This window comes from Blastococcus sp. SYSU D00813 (genome assembly GCF_054050735.1).
Genome location: NZ_JBJGZX010000016.1, coordinates 23,217 through 38,434 on the forward strand (window position 1 = coordinate 23,217; position 15,218 = coordinate 38,434).

16 protein-coding genes are annotated in these 15,218 nt (G+C 75.6%); 6 read left to right on the forward strand and 10 right to left on the reverse strand.

Annotated elements, in window-relative coordinates; all coding sequences use genetic code 11:
- Positions 1-132: 132 nt before the first annotated feature.
- Complete coding sequence (locus tag ACI8AX_RS12980; RefSeq protein ID WP_456550238.1) at positions 133-1,737, reverse strand: hypothetical protein; 1,605 nt, start codon at positions 1,735-1,737, stop codon at positions 133-135.
- Positions 1,734-2,579 (reverse strand): phosphatase PAP2 family protein, encoded by an 846-nt coding sequence (locus tag ACI8AX_RS12985; protein ID WP_456550239.1) that lies wholly within the window; start codon positions 2,577-2,579, stop codon positions 1,734-1,736. Before ACI8AX_RS12985 ends, ACI8AX_RS12980 begins: the two co-directional genes overlap by 4 nt.
- Positions 2,580-3,157: 578 nt before the next feature.
- Here ACI8AX_RS12985 and ACI8AX_RS12990 point away from each other — a divergent pair.
- From ACI8AX_RS12990 to ACI8AX_RS13005, 4 genes are read left to right on the forward strand one after another with little or no spacing between them, the layout of a single operon-like run.
- Complete coding sequence (locus ACI8AX_RS12990; RefSeq protein ID WP_456550240.1) at positions 3,158-3,514, forward strand: VOC family protein; 357 nt, start codon at positions 3,158-3,160, stop codon at positions 3,512-3,514.
- A 3-nt stretch (positions 3,515-3,517) separates the two neighbouring features.
- The gene (locus ACI8AX_RS12995; RefSeq protein WP_456550241.1) at positions 3,518-3,925 is read left to right on the forward strand and encodes an ArsR/SmtB family transcription factor; all 408 of its coding nucleotides are present in this window, start codon (positions 3,518-3,520) and stop codon (positions 3,923-3,925) included.
- Complete coding sequence (locus ACI8AX_RS13000; RefSeq protein WP_456550242.1) at positions 3,909-4,457, forward strand: SRPBCC domain-containing protein; 549 nt, start codon at positions 3,909-3,911, stop codon at positions 4,455-4,457. Before ACI8AX_RS12995 ends, ACI8AX_RS13000 begins: the two co-directional genes overlap by 17 nt.
- A complete protein-coding gene (locus tag ACI8AX_RS13005) occupies positions 4,454-4,768 on the forward strand; it encodes a YciI family protein (protein WP_456550243.1) in 315 nt (104 codons plus the stop codon). The genes ACI8AX_RS13000 and ACI8AX_RS13005 overlap by 4 nt, the downstream gene beginning before the upstream one ends.
- Positions 4,769-4,790: 22 nt before the next feature.
- On the opposite strand, the gene ACI8AX_RS13010 is transcribed toward ACI8AX_RS13005, so the two are convergent.
- From ACI8AX_RS13010 to hppD, 6 genes are all read right to left on the reverse strand, one after another.
- On the reverse strand, positions 4,791-5,675 hold the full coding sequence (locus ACI8AX_RS13010; RefSeq protein WP_456550244.1) for an NAD(P)H-hydrate dehydratase: 885 nt from the start codon (positions 5,673-5,675) through the stop codon (positions 4,791-4,793).
- Positions 5,668-6,426 (reverse strand): histidine phosphatase family protein, encoded by a 759-nt coding sequence (locus ACI8AX_RS13015; RefSeq protein WP_456550245.1) that lies wholly within the window; start codon positions 6,424-6,426, stop codon positions 5,668-5,670. Before ACI8AX_RS13015 ends, ACI8AX_RS13010 begins: the two co-directional genes overlap by 8 nt.
- Before the next feature lie 108 nt (positions 6,427-6,534).
- Positions 6,535-7,428 (reverse strand): phenylalanine 4-monooxygenase, encoded by an 894-nt coding sequence (locus tag ACI8AX_RS13020; protein ID WP_456550246.1) that lies wholly within the window; start codon positions 7,426-7,428, stop codon positions 6,535-6,537.
- 32 nt (positions 7,429-7,460) lie between these two features.
- Complete coding sequence (fahA, locus tag ACI8AX_RS13025) at positions 7,461-8,657, reverse strand: fumarylacetoacetase (RefSeq protein WP_456550247.1); 1,197 nt, start codon at positions 8,655-8,657, stop codon at positions 7,461-7,463.
- Complete coding sequence (locus ACI8AX_RS13030; RefSeq protein ID WP_456550248.1) at positions 8,654-9,853, reverse strand: homogentisate 1,2-dioxygenase; 1,200 nt, start codon at positions 9,851-9,853, stop codon at positions 8,654-8,656. Before ACI8AX_RS13030 ends, fahA begins: the two co-directional genes overlap by 4 nt.
- A 23-nt stretch (positions 9,854-9,876) precedes the next feature.
- A complete protein-coding gene (gene hppD, locus ACI8AX_RS13035; protein WP_456550249.1) occupies positions 9,877-11,079 on the reverse strand; it encodes a 4-hydroxyphenylpyruvate dioxygenase in 1,203 nt (400 codons plus the stop codon).
- 150 nt (positions 11,080-11,229) lie between these two features.
- Between hppD and ACI8AX_RS13040 the strand changes: the two genes are divergently transcribed.
- Entirely contained in the window at positions 11,230-11,766 is a 537-nt protein-coding gene (locus tag ACI8AX_RS13040; RefSeq protein ID WP_456550250.1) for an Lrp/AsnC family transcriptional regulator, read from the forward strand.
- 589 nt (positions 11,767-12,355) lie between these two features.
- Here the strand turns inward: ACI8AX_RS13040 and ACI8AX_RS13045 are convergent.
- Positions 12,356-13,354, reverse strand: coding sequence for an SDR family oxidoreductase (locus ACI8AX_RS13045; protein WP_456550251.1), 999 nt, complete (start codon positions 13,352-13,354; stop codon positions 12,356-12,358).
- 202 nt (positions 13,355-13,556) lie between these two features.
- Here ACI8AX_RS13045 and ACI8AX_RS13050 point away from each other — a divergent pair, with 202 nt between their 5' ends.
- Entirely contained in the window at positions 13,557-14,435 is an 879-nt protein-coding gene (locus tag ACI8AX_RS13050; protein WP_456550252.1) for a helix-turn-helix transcriptional regulator, read from the forward strand.
- A gap of 10 nt (positions 14,436-14,445) precedes the next feature.
- On the opposite strand, the gene ACI8AX_RS13055 is transcribed toward ACI8AX_RS13050, so the two are convergent.
- Positions 14,446-15,087 (reverse strand): ClpP family protease, encoded by a 642-nt coding sequence (locus ACI8AX_RS13055; protein ID WP_456550253.1) that lies wholly within the window; start codon positions 15,085-15,087, stop codon positions 14,446-14,448.
- Between the last annotated feature and the right edge of the window lie 131 nt (positions 15,088-15,218).

A 15,218-nucleotide genomic window follows, 5' to 3' on the forward strand; every position in this document is an offset into this window, starting at 1 on the left:
TGCAGCGCCCGGTGGGACCCGGGAGGACCCGCCCGGCGCTGCGCGGGTCACCCTATGCGAGGACGGGCCGTGCCGGACCCAGCCGCGGCGTGCCCGGCGTGCCCGGCCGGCCACCTGCCGGTGCCGCCCCGTTCACGCGCAGTCCTCCATCTCGCCGCCGAGCGCGGCCGAGACCGAGAAGGCGCCCTCGACGACGTACCGGCCCGGGTCCGGGGCGCGCAGGGTGACCCAGTCGTCGTCGGTGGCCGTCAGGCAGGCCGTGACCCGGGGGTCGGTGGCGCTGCGGGCGACCAGGTACTGGTTCGGGCGGATGCGCAGCAGGTGCTCGCCGGTGTCGGGCACCTCGAGGACCATCTGCGCCGGGGAGATCTCCACCAGCGTCAGGGGCGCGGGGACGATCGGCGCCGGGTCCTCGACGCGGTAGAGGGTCCAGTTCGCGTCCGCCCACACCTGCGTCAGGTACGGCAGGCCGGAGCCGACCAGCTGCAGCACCGACCGGGTGCGGAAGGTGACCAGCGGGTCAGCGGCGACCGCCACGTAGGCCACCGCGTTCTCCCGCAGCCACCGGCGCAGGTCGCCGGCGTCGGGCATCGCCCGGTCGGTGATCGCCGCGTTGTACTCGGCGTCGGCCTGGTTCTCCCAGCCGCGGGCCAGCAGCACCTCGGGCCCGAGCTGGTGCGAGCCGACGTGGCTGCGGTTGTCCAGCAGCTCGACGCGGTGGCCGGCCAGGTCGTCGCGGGCCAGCAGCGCCTGCCGCAGCGGCTCGTACTCCGCGGCGGAGTACCCCTCCTCGATCACGGCGCGCTGGTCGGACACGGGCACCTGCACGAGCCAGAGGAGGGAGGGCAGCAGCGCCAGCAGCAGCCGCACCCCGCGCCAGTGCGACCACGCGAGGACCAGGCAGGGCAGCACGAGGTGGAAGAACCGGCCGAGGTTGGAGCCCACCCCGGTCGGCACGAGGAACAGCAGGAGGGTCACCGGCGCCGCCACGGGCAGCAGCCACCGCTGCGCCGTCCCCCGCAGCGCCGGGTACGCCGCCAGGCTGCAGACGGCCGCCCAGGCCAGCGCGTGCCCGGGGAACGGCTGCCAGCCGACCGCGCCGAACAGCACGAACGGAACGGCGATCCCCGCGGCGGCGCCGGCGAGCACGCCGCGGACCCGCGGCGACCGGAGCCCGCCGGTGGCCAGCAGGGGCACCGCGGCCAGGCCGGCGAACGCGGGGACCAGCGGGCTGGCCAGCCCCGACGCCGCCACGAGCAGGGCCCCGGGGACGACGCGGTCGCGGGTGACCGCCAGGACGGCGGCGGCCGCGAGGGCGGCGCCCACGCCGAACGCGACCCGGCCCGCGGCCATGTTGGTGACCGCCGCGGCGGCGACGCACCACCGCAGGAGCGCGGGGTGGGCCGTGCCGCGGGACAGCGGGACCCCCAGCGCCGCCGTGGCCAGGGTGGCGAGCACCAGGAGCTCGAAGGAGCCCACCACGAGCGACAGCAGCGGCACGAGCGAGGAGTAGGTGCCCGGCGAGAGGCCCCCGTACCAGCTGAACCAGTAGGTGACGCCCACGCCGGACTCGGCCGCCTGCTCGCGGGCGATGGCGGCCTGCAGGTCCCCGACGGGCGAGTCGAGCAGCCGCAGCCCGAGGGCGGCCACGGCGGCCAGGAGCCAGGGGCCGTGGACGGCCAGCAGCCTCCCGAGCCGCTGCCGGGTGGTCGCGGGGAGCCCCGCGACCGCGGTCACGCCGTGGCGGGCGTCGTCCGCCGGCTGTGCACCTGGCGCGCGGCCAGCACGACCGCACCACCGACGACGAGCAGGAGGGCCACCCCCGCGACGACGTCGAGGAGGAAGTGGTTGCCCGACCCCATGACCACGAAGAACGTGCTCAGCGGGTAGAGCACCCCCACGACGCGGACCCAGGTACGGCGCACCATCACGGCCAGCACGATGCCGCACCACAGCGCCCACGCGCAGTGCAGGGAGGGCATCGCGGCGAACTGGTTGCTGATGGCGTCGCTGGCCGGGGCGCCCGAGGCCGGCCACCAGCCCCAGCCCGACGTCTGGCTCATGACGTCGACGAAGCTCTCCGAGCTCATCAGCCGCGGCGGAGCGGTCGGCATCAGGTAGAAGCCGAGCAGCGCGACGGCCGTCGACGCCATGAGCGCCCCGCTGACCACGCGGTACTGCCCCCGCCGGCGGCGGTACAGCCAGACGAGCACGGCCGGCGTCACCAGGAAGTGCAGGGTGGCGTAGTGGAGGGCGACGACGGCGGAGAGGGTATCGGACCCGTGCACCCAGGCGTTGAGCGGCCGCTCGACGGCCAGGTTCCAGGCGTCCTCGAGGTGCAGGATCGCCGCGGCGTTCTCGAACGCCACCGTGCTGACGTCGCCCACGCTGTTGCGGACCAGGGAGTACAGGGCGTACAGCGCGCCGAGCAGGACGATCTCGCACCACCAGGGCAGACCCCCGGGCCCACGGCGCGACAGGCGCCCCGGCGTCGCCGCGTGCCCGGCGACGGCCACGGCACCGAACCGGTCGACGGATCCGAGTGACCGCGTTCCGCGGACGGCCACTGTCTCGATCACGGCTGTCTCCCCATCTCGTCCCCCGTGTGCTGTCGGTCTCCCCATCGGCCGGCCGGCGCCGGGCCTTGACCCTGCGAGCCCTGCCGGAGCCGGGACTGCAGCGGACCTCACCCCTGCGAGGGGGCTCGGCCCCGGGTCTCCGTCAGCCCCCTCCCTGCCGGGCCACGGAGGCCGGCCTGCGACTGCCCATGGCGGTGCCCGCCCTCTCCTCGCCGACCGCGAGCCCGGGGGGACGCCGCGGGGGGCTCCCGGCGGTGTTCCGGCGCGCGCCGTGGCCGTCGCCGGCCGCGGCCACCGAGGGCCCGGCGGCGCAGGAGAGCGGGAGCCGCCCGGTCCCGCGCCGCCCACAGCGGTCGCCGTGCCCACCTCAGCGGGCGCGAGACGCTGCGGTCGGTCACCCTACGCACCCCCGCCGACAGTCGTGAACAGGTCTTTTCCCCCCGCGTGGCGCCACGCCGACGTCGCCGGTGACCGACCGTCACCACGGCGGCACGACCCACCCCTTGCGTCTTCCGTCAGCCATTACTAACGTTCGCTGTCACTGACGGATGGACCGATCGAGTGGATGGAGGCAGGTCATGGGTGCTCCGGTGGCGTTCTTCGAGGTCAGCAGCCACGACTCCGCGCGGGCGCAGCGCTTCTACGGCGAGCTGTTCGGCTGGCAGGTGGCGACCGACCCCGAGATGGGCGGGTACGGCCTGGTCGACACGGCGGCCGGGGAGTCCGCGATCGGCGGCGGCATCGGCCCGGTCGAGGAGGGGGACTCGGCCGGCGTCCGCATCTACGTCCGCGTCGACGACCTCGAGGCCGCCCTCCTGCGGGCCGAGCAGCTGGGCGGGACCCGGCTGGTCCCGCCGACCGACCTGCCCGCCGGGTACGGGCGCTTCGCCCTGTTCGCCGACCCCGACGGCAACACCGTCGGGCTCTGGGACTGACCGGTGCCCGCCGCGGCTGCGGCGGCCGGAGAGCCGCTGGACGAGGCGATGCGCGCGCTGGCCGAGCCCAGGCGCCGGGCGATCCTGCGGCTGGTCGCCTCCTCGGAGCTGGCCGCCGGTGAGATCGCCGCGGCCTTCGACGTGACCAGGACGGCGGTCAGCCAGCACCTCACCGTGCTCAAGAGCGCCGGGCTGCTCAGCGAGCGCCGGGAGGGCACCCGGCGGCTGTACCGGGCGCGACCGGAGGGGTTGGCCGAGTTGCGGCAGTTCCTGGACGAGATGTGGGCGTCGGCGTTGGATGACGCCCGGCGCCTGGTGGAGGCCGACCGTGCCGCCCGGGACCGTGCCGCCCGGGACGGATCCGCCCGGGACACAGCCGCGAGGGAGGGCGACGATGACGACCGCGGGTGAGCCCCCCGGCGCGACGGTGCTGCCGCTGCGCCGTCCCCCGATCCGCCAGTCGACCGTGGTCGGCAGCGACCGCGCGCACACCTTCGAGGTCTTCGTGGCCACGATGGGCGCCTGGTGGCCGGTCGAGCCCTTCTCCGCCGGCGGCGGGCGGGTCCGCGACGTCACGTTCGAGCAGCGCCTCGGCGGCCGCGTCTACGAGACCTGGGACGACGGCAGCACCGTCGACTGGGGCACCGTGCGCGTCTGGGACCCGCCGCACCGCTTCGCGATGAGCTGGCTGGTGACCGGGACGGCGACGGAGGTCGAGCTGACCTTCACCGAGCTGGGCGCCGCCCGCACCCTGGTCGCCGTCGAGCACCGCGGCTGGGAGGCGCTGACCGATGCCGAGCTCACCGCCGACTGCGCCCTGCCCGGTGGCTACGCCGGCGGGTCGTTCACCCAGGGGTGGGCGACGATCCTCGGTTCCTTCGCGGCCCTCCTCGGCGGGCCGCCCTCCCCCGACGGCCCTCCCGGACCCGGAGACCCCCGATGAGCGACAAGCAGTACTTCCTCTACAAGCTCCTCCCGCCCCGGCCCGACTTCGCCTTCACCATGAGCCCGGAGGAGGCGGCGGTCATGCAGGAGCACGGCGACTACTGGGACGGCCTGCTGGCCGGCGGCACCGCGGTCGTGTTCGGGCCGGTCGTCGAGCCGACCGGCGCCTGGGGGCTCGGCGTCCTGGAGGTCGACGACCCGGCCGACGCCGAGCGGGTCCGCGAGGGCGACCCCGCCGTCACCTCCGGGCGGCTGACCGCCGAGCTGCACCCGATGGTCTCGGGGTTCGCCCGCCCGCACGTCGGGTGAGACGTCCGCGGGGCCGGCGGGGTCAGATCTCGATCTCCGCCTGGACCCGCGGGATCTCGGCCGGCAGCTCGCGGGCGAGGAAGCCGAGGCCGCCGACGGCCGCGGCCAGCCGCTCCCCCGCCCGGCCGTGCAGGTGGGCGGCCCACACGGCGGCCTGGTCGGGCTCCGCGCCGCGGGCCAGCAGGCCGGCGGTCACCCCGGCCCGCACGTCGCCGGAGCCGGAGACACCGAGCCCGGCGCCGCCGCTCTCGTCGCGCCACAGGGCGCCGCCGGGCGAGGCCACCCACGAGACGGCGCCCCCGACCGCGACGGTGGCGCCGGCCTTCTCCGCGAGCTCCAGCGCCGCGCCGGCGGGGTCCTCGTCGACCTCGTCGGTCTCCCGGTGCAGCGTGAGGGCCAGCTCGCCGGGGTTCGGGGTGAGCACCGCCCGGCCCTCCAGCCGCTGCAGGCACCCGGGGTCGGCGGTGACGCTGGAGATGCCGAGCGCGTCGAGGACGACGGGGCACTCCAGGTGCGGCAGCAGCCGGTCGACGAAGCGCTGGGCCTCCTCGACGTCGGTCATGCCGGGGCCGACGAGCACCGCGGAGGCCCCTTCGGCCAGGGCGCGCACGCGCTCGACCCCCTCGACGGCGAGCGCGCCGCCCGATGTCTCCTCCAGCCCGCGGACCAGCGCCTCGGGCAGGGCGACCGACAGCGTGCTGGCGACGCTGGCCGCCGTGGCCACCTGCAGCTTGCCGGCGCCGGCCCGCATGGCGGCCTCGGCGGCCAGCAGCACCGCACCCGGCACCTCGGCGCTGCCCCCGACGATGAGGATCCGTCCGCGGGACTCCTTGCCCCCGGTGGGCGCCGGCAGCCGCCAGCGGCGCAGCAGCTGCGGGGTCACCAGCTCGTGGTCGCGCTCAGCCACGGCCGGCACCTGGCTCTCCGGGCACGGGTTCCTCCTCGGTGACGGGCTCGGCCGCCCGTTCCAGGTGGGTGACGGCGTTGGCCTCGGCCAGCCGCAGCACGCCGTCGCCGTCGGCCTCGTAGCGGGTGACCGAGCAGTTGGCGATCGGGTCGCGCTTCTCGAGGTCCAGCAGCTCCTTCTCGGTGAGCTGCTCGAGCACGAAGCGGAACACCGTGACCACGGCCTGGTGGGAGGTGACCAGCAGCCGCTCCCCGGGGGAGTCCAGGCGCGCCTCGAGCAGGACGCTGCGCACGCGGAGCGCGACGTCGGCCCAGCTCTCCCCGCCCGGGGGCCGGTAGTAGAACTTGCCGAGCAGGTCGCGGCGGCGCGCCTCCTCCGGGTACTCGGCGCGGATCCCGGCACCGGTCATCCCGTCGAAGGCGCCGAAGTCCCGCTCGCGCAGCCGCTCGTCGTAGCGGACGGGCAGGTCCAGCCCCGCCGCCTCCACCGCGACCTGCAGCGTGTCGGCGGCACGGGTGAAGGGCGAGCTGAGCAGCGCGGTCGGCCGCCGGTCGGCGGGCAGGTCGCGCAGCCAGGTGCCCAGCGCCGCCGCCTGCCGCCGGCCGGTGTCGGACAGGGGGACGTCGGGGTCGCGGACGTCGAGCTGCAGCCGGGCCGCCCCGCTGGCCCCGGCCTGCGCGTCGGCGACGTTGCCCTGGCTCTCCCCGTGGCGCACCAGCCACAGCACTGCCGGACCGGGTGTGGCGCGCATGCGGCTCCCTCGTGGCGGGCGGTCCGCCGGCGGTCGACCGGCGCCGCAGCCCCCTAGCCGGTGGAGTCGCCGGTCAAACGGCGGCCACGACCGGAGCCCCGCCCGGGCTCAGGTCGTGGCGGCGGTCGCCCCCAGGCGCTGGGGCGTCTCGTCGTCCATGCCGGCGAAGAACCCGCCGACGACGTCGAGCAGGTGGTCCAGGGACTCCGCCCGGTAGAGGACCGGCTGGAAGTGGGTGATGTCGTACTCCGCGGTGCCCATCTCCAGCAGGTCCAGCGGCCGGATGTCGGCCGAGCGGAACTGCTCGATCTCGCCGTAGGACGACAGCAGCCCCGCGCCGTAGCAGCGCAGCTCACCGCGCTCGACGATCACGCCGAACTCGCAGGAGAACCAGAAGACCTTGGCCAGGAACCGCAGCGCCGCCTCGTCCTGCAGCCGCCGCGCGGCCTCGCCGGTCAGCCGGTGCAGCTCCGCGAACGGCGGCGCGGCCAGGGCGACGCCGTGGCCGATCACCTCGTGCACGAGGTCGGGCTCCGGGGTGTAGAGCGGCTGGGACGCGTGCCGGATGTACTGCGTGGAGTGGAACGTCCGGTCGGCGAGCGCGCCGTAGAACTGCCGCAGCGGCACCAGGCCGGGCGCCGGGTCGAAGGTGAACCCGGTCCGGGCGCCGACCCGCTCGGACACCTCGGTCAGCTGCGGGATGCGGTCGGTGGGCAGGTCGACGTCCTCCCACGCCGCCAGGTACGCCGAGTGCGCCAGCCGGCGGTGCTTGGCCGTGAGCTCCTGGCAGACCGTGCGCCAGACCTCGTTCTCCTCGTCGGTGTACTCGACGGCCGGCACCGGCTGCCCGGGCCGCCAGTCCAGCGCCACCCGGGCGATGGCGCTGCGCCGAGCCAGGTAGACCGGGTCCGCCACGCCCGGGTGGTTCGGCGCGAGGTGGACCGTCACGCTGCCGTCACCGTGCTCCTCGACCGGGGAGTACAGCTGCGCCTCCTCGAACATCTCCCGTGCTCCTCCCTCTGCCCGGCGCCCGCTCAGCGCGCCGGCTCGACCCGTCCGGTGACCTCGCCGAGGGAGATCCGGCCGCCGTCCCCCCCGGGCGCGGTGGCGCCGATCGTCACCTCGTCGCCGTCCTCCAGGAACGTCCGTGTCGTGCCGTCGGCCAGGACCAGCGGCTCCTCCCCGCCCCAGGAGAGCTCCACGAGGGAGCCGCGCTGGTCGCGCCGCGGCCCGCTGACCGTGCCCGAGGCGAGGAGGTCACCGGTGCGCAGCGCGGCGCCGTTGACCGTCAGGTGGGCCAGCTGCTGCGCCGGCGTCCAGTACATGTCGGCGAACGGCGGCCGGCTCACGACCTCCCCGTTCAGCCGCACCTCGAGCGCGAGGTCCAGGCCCCACGGCCGGCCGTCGTCGTCGTCGAGGTAGGGCAGCAGCGGGACGTCGCGCGGCGGCGCCGGCACGCGGGCCGCCTCGAGCGCGGCCAGCGGCACCACCCACGGCGACACCGAGGTCAGGAACGACTTGCCGAGGAACGGCCCGAGCGGCACGTACTCCCACGCCTGCAGGTCGCGCGCCGACCAGTCGTTGACGACGCAGACGCCGAAGACGTGGTCGGCGAAGGCGCCCACCGGCACGGGGGCGCCGAGCTCGGACGGCGCACCGACGACGAACCCGACCTCGGCCTCGACGTCGAGCCGCTGCGAGGGGCCGAAGGACGGCGGACCGTCGGGCGTGGGCCGCTGCCCGCGCGGCCGGACGACGGGCGTGCCCGAGACCCGGACGGTGCCGGCGCGGCCGTGGTAGCCGACCGGCAGGTGCCTCCAGTTCGGCAGCAGCGGCGGGGACCCGGGCCGCAGGATCCGGCCGAGGTTCTCCGCGTGGTGCCGAGAGCTGTAGAAGTCGACGTAGTCGGCCACCTCGACCGGCAGGTGCAGCGTGACGCCGTCCCGGGGCAGCAGGTGCGGCTCCACCTGCGCGCGGTGCCGCTCGTCGGTGAGCCAGCCGGTGACCCGCGCCCGCAGCTCCCGCCACGCCGCGGGGCCGCGGGCGATGAAGGCGTTGAGCGAGCCGGTGGCGTGGACGTCGTCCCCGGTGACCGCGGCCAGGTCCAGGACGGCGTCCCCGACCGCGATCCCGGTCCGGCGCGGGGTGCCGGGGGTCGAGAAGACGCCGTGCGGCAGGTTGTCCAGGCCGAAGCCGGTGCCGTCGGGCAGGTCGAGCCAGGTCCCGCTCATCGCGACGGGCCTCGCCCCGCCCAGCTCCACGCGTACCGGCCGTCGTCCGCGGCGGCGCCGCCCTCCCCCAGCTCCAGCGGGCGGAAGGTGTCGACCATGACCGCGAGCTCGTCGAAGCGGTCGGCGCCCAGCGCACCCTCGACCGCGCCCGGCTGCGGACCGTGGGTGTGCCCGCCGGGGTGCAGCGACACCGAGCCGCGGCCGATGCCCGAGCCCTTGCGGGCCTCGTAGTCGCCGTCGACGTAGAACATGACCTCGTCGCTGTCGACGTTGGCGTGGTAGTAGGGCACCGGGACCGCCAGCGGGTGGTAGTCGACCTTGCGCGGCACGAACGCGCAGATCACGAAGCCGGCGCCCTCGAAGACCTGGTGCACGGGCGGGGGCTGGTGCACGCGGCCGGTGATCGGCTCGAAGTCGGCGACGTCGAAGGCGTAGGGGTACAGGCAGCCGTCCCAGCCGACGACGTCGAACGGGTGCTCCGGGACGACGTGCACCGTGCCGGCCGGCCCGCCCGGGCCCCGGTGCTTCACGTACACCTCGACGTCGGTCCCCTCGGCCAGCAGCGGCTCGACCGGGGCGCGCAGGTCGCGCTCGCAGTACGGCGCCGACTCGAGGAACTGCCCGTAGCGCGACAGGTAGCGCTTCGGCGGCGCGATGTGGGAGCCCGCCTCCACCACGTAGGTGCGCAGCGGCGCGTCGCCGGTGGGCACCCAGCGGTGCGTGGTGGCCCGCGGGACGACGACGAAGTCGCCGGCACCGACCTCGAGCGCCCCGAACGTCGTCTCCAGGGTGGCCGTGCCGCGCTCGACGAAGACGCACTCGTCGCCGACGGCGTTGCGGTAGTACGGGCTGGTCAGGGAGCTGACGGCGTAGGAGAGGCGGACGTCGGCGTTGCCCAGGACCAGCCGGCGGCCGGTCACCGGGTCGGTGGCCTTGTGCTCCTCGCCGGGGAAGAGGTCGTGCAGGCGCAGGTGCCGCGGCAGCAGCGGGGCGTTGGGCGTGAGCGACTGGTCGGGCAGCTCCCACGGCCGGGCGTCGACCAGCGCCGAGGGCAGGCCGCGGTGGTACAGCAGCGAGGAGTCGGAGGAGAAGCCCTCCTCCCCCACGAGCTCCTCGGAGTACAGCCCGCCGTCGGGACGCCGGAACTGCGTGTGCCGCTTGTGCGGGACCTCGCCGACCCGCCGGTAGTACGCCATGCCGTCCTCCTGGGCGCCCCTTCTCAGAAGTTGCCGCGCCGGGCCTGCTCGCGCTCGATCGCCTGGAACAGGGCCTTGAAGTTGCCCTTCCCGAAGCCGAGCGAACCGTGCCGCTCGATGAGCTCGAGGAAGACGGTCGGCCGGTCGCCGGTGGGCTTGGTGAAGATCTGCAGCAGGTAGCCGTCCTCGTCGCGGTCGACCAGGATGCCGCGCGACTGCAGCTCCTCGATCGGCACGCGGACCTCGCCGATCCGCGCCCGCAGCTCCGGGTCCTCGTAGTAGGAGTCCGGCGTGGCGAGGAACTCGATGCCCTCGGCGCGCAGGGCGTCGACCGTGCCGAGGATGTCGCCGGTGGCCAGCGCGACGTGCTGGGCGCCCGGGCCGCCGTAGTACTGCAGGTACTCGTCGATCTGCGAGCGCTTCTTGCCCGGCGCCGGCTCGTTGAGCGGGAACTTGACCCGGTGGTTGCCGTTGGCGACGACCTTGCTCATCAGGGCCGAGTACTCCGTGGCGATGTCCTCGCCGACGAACTCGGCGAGGTTCGTGAAGCCCATGACGCGGTTGTAGAAGGCCACCCACTCGTCCATGGCGCCGAGCTCGACGTTGCCGACGACGTGGTCGATGGCCTGGAACAGCCGGGCGGGGGCGCCGGGCCGCTTGACGTGGGTGGTCGTGCGGGCGACGAACCCGGGCAGGTGCGGGCCGGAGTAGCGGGAGCGGTCGACCAGGGTGTGCCGGGTGTCGCCGTAGGCGGCGATGGCGGCCATCCGCACGGTGCCGTGCTCGTCGGTGACGTCGTGCGGCTGCTCGAGGACGGTGGCGCCGGTGGCCGTGGCGTGCGCGATGCACTTGTCGACGTCGGGCACGGTCAGCGCGATGTCGACGATCCCGTCGCCGTGCCGGCGGTGGTGGTCGGCCAGCGGGCTGGCCGGGTCGTAGGCGCCGGTCAGCACGAAGCGGGCCGCCCCCGAGCGCAGCACGTAGGCCACGTGGTCGCGGTTGCCGGTCTCCGGGCCGGAGTAGGCGACGAGCTCCATGCCGAACGCCGACTGGTAGAAGTGCGCGGCCTGGGTGGCGTTGCCGACCACCCACACCAGCGAGTCCCAGCCGGACACCGGGAAGGGGTCGCCGGACGGGTCGTGCTCGACGAGCCCGACGAGCTGCCGGAGCTGCTCGGGGTCCAGCTGCGCCGCGCGCTCGTCGTCCAGTGCCTGCTCGAGGGTCATGCCCGTCCCTCCCGGTCGCGGGGTGTCTTGCGACGCAGGACACACCGCGGGCAGGCTGCTGGGCAACCGGTACCCCTGCTGCTGCGCGGGCTGACCAGTCGGGGCAGCTGGAGCCGGTGCCAACTGGGCGCCGTGCCCAGGTCCGACGGCATGGAGAGGACGACGGGGATGGCGGACGGCGTCACGCTCGACGCGCTGGACCTGGCGCTGCTGGCCGCCCTGCGGGAGCACCGGCGGGCCGGCGTCCTGGAGCTGTCGCGGATCACCGGGGTCGCGCGCGGCACCGTGTCGGCGCGGCTGCAGCGCCTGGAGGACGCCGGGGTGGTCACGGGCTACGGGCCGGAGATCGACGTCCGCGCCGCCGGGTTCGGGGTGGAGGCGTTCGTGACGCTGGAGATCGCGCAGGGGGCGATCGAGGCGGTGCAGCGCGACCTCGAGGCCATCCCGGAGGTGCTCGAGGCGCACGCCACGACCGGCCGCGGCGACGTGCTGTGCCGGGTGGCGGCCAGCTCCCACGAGGAGCTGCAGCGGACGCTGGTGCAGCTCGACCGGTCCGCCAGCGTCGTCCGGTCCACGAGCGTCGTCGCGCTCTCCCGGCTGGTGCCGCTGCGTGCGCTCCCCCTGCTCCGGACCGCGGCGGCTCCGGACGCCGGCCGGTCCGGGATGCGCCGCCTCCCCGAGCGCTGACGCCGCCGGCGGCGCAGGTGCAGCCAGGCGCCGGCGGCGAGGACGAGGACGACGCCCGCGGCGGTGAGCGCGTCGCGGACCAGCGGCAGCGCGGCACCGGCCAGGGCGCCGCCCGCGACGAGACCCCCGGACCAGACGAGCGCCGCGGGCACCGTGCCGCGCAGCATGGTGGCGACCGGCACGCCCTCGGCCGCGGCGAGGCGGGGCACGAGGGTGCGCGCCCCGGCGACGAACTGCGCCGTGGCGGCCGCTCGCACCGGACGCCGTCCGACGGCCGTCCGCCACGGCGCCGTCGTCCGGTCGACCAGGCGCCGGGCCGGCGCCGGCAGCCGGAGGAGGCCGGCGGCGCGCGGCCGGCGGGCCGCGCGGTGGCCGAGGGCGGCGCCCAGCACGGTGCCGACGGCGACGCCGGCCGCGGCCAGGGGCGCCGGGACGGCGCCGGCACCGGCCAGGACGCCCAGGCCGAGGACCAGCGACCCGGCGGGCAGCACGACCCCGACGAGCAGGCCGGCCTCGGCGACGAGCACCAGGCAGACGACCACGAGGGCGACCGCGGCGCAGCCTCCGGACGCCGTCCCGGGGAGCACCGTCAGGCCGGGAGGCGGGAGCCGCCGGCCACGCCCAGCGCCGGGCCGTTGTCCCTGCCCCCTCCCGCGGGGAACGGGACGCCGGTCAACCGTTGCGACAGCGCCCAGATGCGCGCGGCGTCCTCGGGGCTGCGCAGCCGGCGGTAGAGCGCCTGCTCGGCCGGCGGGCCGCTGATGTGGCCGAACCGGCGGGGGCCGTAGAACCGGCCGCCGGCGGCGCCGGGCGAGGTCGCGGCGAGCAGCGCGGGGAGGGCGGCGGTCTCCGGCGTGCCCGCGATGCCCAGCCGCGACAACCGCCGGATCAGGCGGATCTCGCGGGGCTCCTCGAGCCGGCCGATCTCGGGACGGGCGGCGAGCAGGTTCGTCGGCGCGACCCCGGGGTGGGCGATCGTGCTGGTGATCCCCCAGCCGAGCTCCTCGCTGCGCCGGTGCAGCTCGAGGCCGAAGAGGCCGACGGCGATCTTGGACTGGCTGTAGGCGCGGAACGCGTCGTAGGAGCGCTCCCACTGCAGGTCCTCCCAGTTGATCGCGTTGCGGTTCGCCGCGACGCTCACCTGGGTGGTGACCCGGGCCCGGCCGGCGCGCAGCAGCGGGAGCAGGTGCGCCACCAGAGCGACGTGGCCGAGGTGGTTGGTGCCGAACTGCAGCTCGTGCCCGTCCACGGTCGTGCGCCGCTCCGGCGGGGTCATGACGCCGGCGTTGTTGAGGAGGACGTCGACCGGCCGGCCGTCGGCGAGCAGGTCACCGGCGAAGGCGGCGACCGACGCGAGCGAGGACAGGTCGAGCTCGCCCAGCGTGATCCGCGCCCCGGGGACCCGTGCCCGGATCTCCGCGGCCGCCGCCTCGCCCTTGCCGCGGTCGCGGACGGGCAGCACGAGGTCCGCGCCGGCCGCGGCCAGGCGGCGGGCGAGGACCAGGCCGATGCCGTCGCTGCCGCCGGTGAGCACTGCGCGCTTCCCCGCCAGGTCGGGGACGCTGATGTCGATCGTCGTGCGGGCCATCGCTGGGCCTCCTCCTCGGTGGACGCGCTGGTCGCGCCGTCGGTCCACCGTCGCCCGCGCCGCCGCCGCGAGGCAGGGCCCGTCGATCCCCCTCTGCGGGTCCGCGAGAGGGGGATCGACAGGCCGTGGCTGAGCTCGCGCGGCCCCGGTAGGAACCAGTCGTGCCGCCGGCGTGGCGGGCACCCGGACACCGAGGAGACACGTGGCCATCGACCGAGCCGGCCTGGCCGACTTCCTGCGCCGCCGCCGGGAGTCGCTCCGGCCCGAGGACGTCGGGCTCCCCCGCGGCCCGCGGCGCCGGACGGCCGGGCTGCGGCGCGAGGAGGTGGCCGCGCTGTGCCACATGTCGACCGACTACTACGCGCGGCTGGAGCGCGAGCGCGGGCCCCAGCCCTCGGAGCAGATGGTCGCCTCGATCGCCATGGGGCTGCACCTGTCCCTCGACGAGCGCGACCACCTGTTCCGGCTGGTCGGCCACCAGCCGCCGCCGCGCGGGGCGAGCAGCGAGCACGTCAGCCCGGGGCTGCTGCGGATCTTCGACCGTCTCGGGGACACCCCGGCCGAGATCGTCACCGAGATCGGCGAGACCCTGCGCCAGACCCCGCCCGCGGTGGCCCTCCTGGGCGACGCCACCCGGTTCACCGGTCCGGCCCGCAGCCGGGGGTACCGCTGGTTCACCGACCTGTCGTGCCGGGAGCTGCACGTGGCGGAGGACCACGCCTTCCTCTCCCGCATGTACGCCTCCGGGCTGCGCGCCATCGTGACGATGCGGGGTCCGGGGTCGCGGGCGGCGCGGCTGGCCGACCTGCTGCTCGCGCGGAGCGAGGAGTTCCGGATCCTGTGGGAGGCGCACGAGATCGGCGTCCACCCGGCGGAGGTCAAGCGCTACCAGCACCCCGAGGTCGGCCGGCTGGAGCTGAACTGCCAGACGCTGATCGACCCCGACCAGGCGCACCGGCTGATGGTCTACACCGCCGCGCCCGGCACCGAGAGCCACGAGAAGCTCGAGGTGCTGGCGGTGGTCGGCGCCCAGTCCCTGTCCCTCGCCTCCGCCGGCGGGTCCCCGTCCGGGGAGCGGTGACCGCCCACCCTCAGCCGCCGTACCGCGACGGGTCCGGCGCCGGGAGCGCCCCGGCGGACGCGACGACGTGGTCGACCAGGCCGTAGCGGAGCGCCTCGTCCGGGGTGAACCAGCGGTCCCGGTCGGAGTCGGCCTCGATCTGCTCCACCGGCTGCCCGGAGTGCCTGGCCTGCAACTCGTTCACCTGCTGCTTGAGCCTGCGGAGCATGTCGGCCCGGATCGTGATGTCCGACTGCGTCCCGCCGACGCCGGCCGACGGCTGGTGCATCATGATCCGCGTGTGCGGGAGCGAGTAGCGCTTCCCCGGGGTGCCCGCCGTGAGCAGGAACTGCCCCATCGACGCGGCCATCCCGAGGCCGTACGTGGCGACGTCGCAGTCGACGAAGCGCATCGTGTCGTACAGCGCCAGACCGGCGGTGACCGAACCGCCGGGTGAGTTGACGTACAGGTGGATGTCGCGCCGGGGGTCCTCGGCCGCGAGCAGCAGGACCTGCGCGCTCAGCTGGTTGGCGATCTCGTCGTCGACCTCGCGGCCGAGGAGGATGACCCGTTCGCGGAGCAGCCGCTCGTAGACGGCGTCCGAGAGGGTCCCCGCCGCTCCCCCTGCGGCGAGCCGCGCCGTGCGCGAGACGACCTGGGCGTTGCTGTCCATGGTGCTCGACCTCTTCCGTCCGGGTGTCGGTACTCCCGGATCCTGGCGGCCGAGCCATTCCCCGTCGTCGCGGAAATGGCCGATATCGCAATGGGCGGAATTGTCGTGCTGTCGGCGGAATGGTCTTGACG

Bases quoted from the DNA above. Each gene is read 5' to 3' on its own strand.
- ACI8AX_RS12990 (WP_456550240.1), top strand. From the start codon at position 3,158: ATGGGTGCTCCGGTGGCGTTCTTCGAGGTCAGCAGCCACGACTCCGCG.
- ACI8AX_RS13000 (WP_456550242.1), top strand. From the start codon at position 3,909: ATGACGACCGCGGGTGAGCCCCCCGGCGCGACGGTGCTGCCGCTGCGC.
- ACI8AX_RS13005 (WP_456550243.1), top strand. From the start codon at position 4,454: ATGAGCGACAAGCAGTACTTCCTCTACAAGCTCCTCCCGCCCCGGCCC.
- ACI8AX_RS13015 (WP_456550245.1), bottom strand. From the start codon at position 6,426: ATGCGCGCCACACCCGGTCCGGCAGTGCTGTGGCTGGTGCGCCACGGG.
- ACI8AX_RS13020 (WP_456550246.1), bottom strand. From the start codon at position 7,428: ATGTTCGAGGAGGCGCAGCTGTACTCCCCGGTCGAGGAGCACGGTGAC.
- fahA (WP_456550247.1), bottom strand. From the start codon at position 8,657: ATGAGCGGGACCTGGCTCGACCTGCCCGACGGCACCGGCTTCGGCCTG.
- ACI8AX_RS13030 (WP_456550248.1), bottom strand. From the start codon at position 9,853: ATGGCGTACTACCGGCGGGTCGGCGAGGTCCCGCACAAGCGGCACACG.
- hppD (WP_456550249.1), bottom strand. From the start codon at position 11,079: ATGACCCTCGAGCAGGCACTGGACGACGAGCGCGCGGCGCAGCTGGAC.
- ACI8AX_RS13040 (WP_456550250.1), top strand. From the start codon at position 11,230: ATGGAGAGGACGACGGGGATGGCGGACGGCGTCACGCTCGACGCGCTG.
- ACI8AX_RS13045 (WP_456550251.1), bottom strand. From the start codon at position 13,354: ATGGCCCGCACGACGATCGACATCAGCGTCCCCGACCTGGCGGGGAAG.
- ACI8AX_RS13055 (WP_456550253.1), bottom strand. From the start codon at position 15,087: ATGGACAGCAACGCCCAGGTCGTCTCGCGCACGGCGCGGCTCGCCGCA.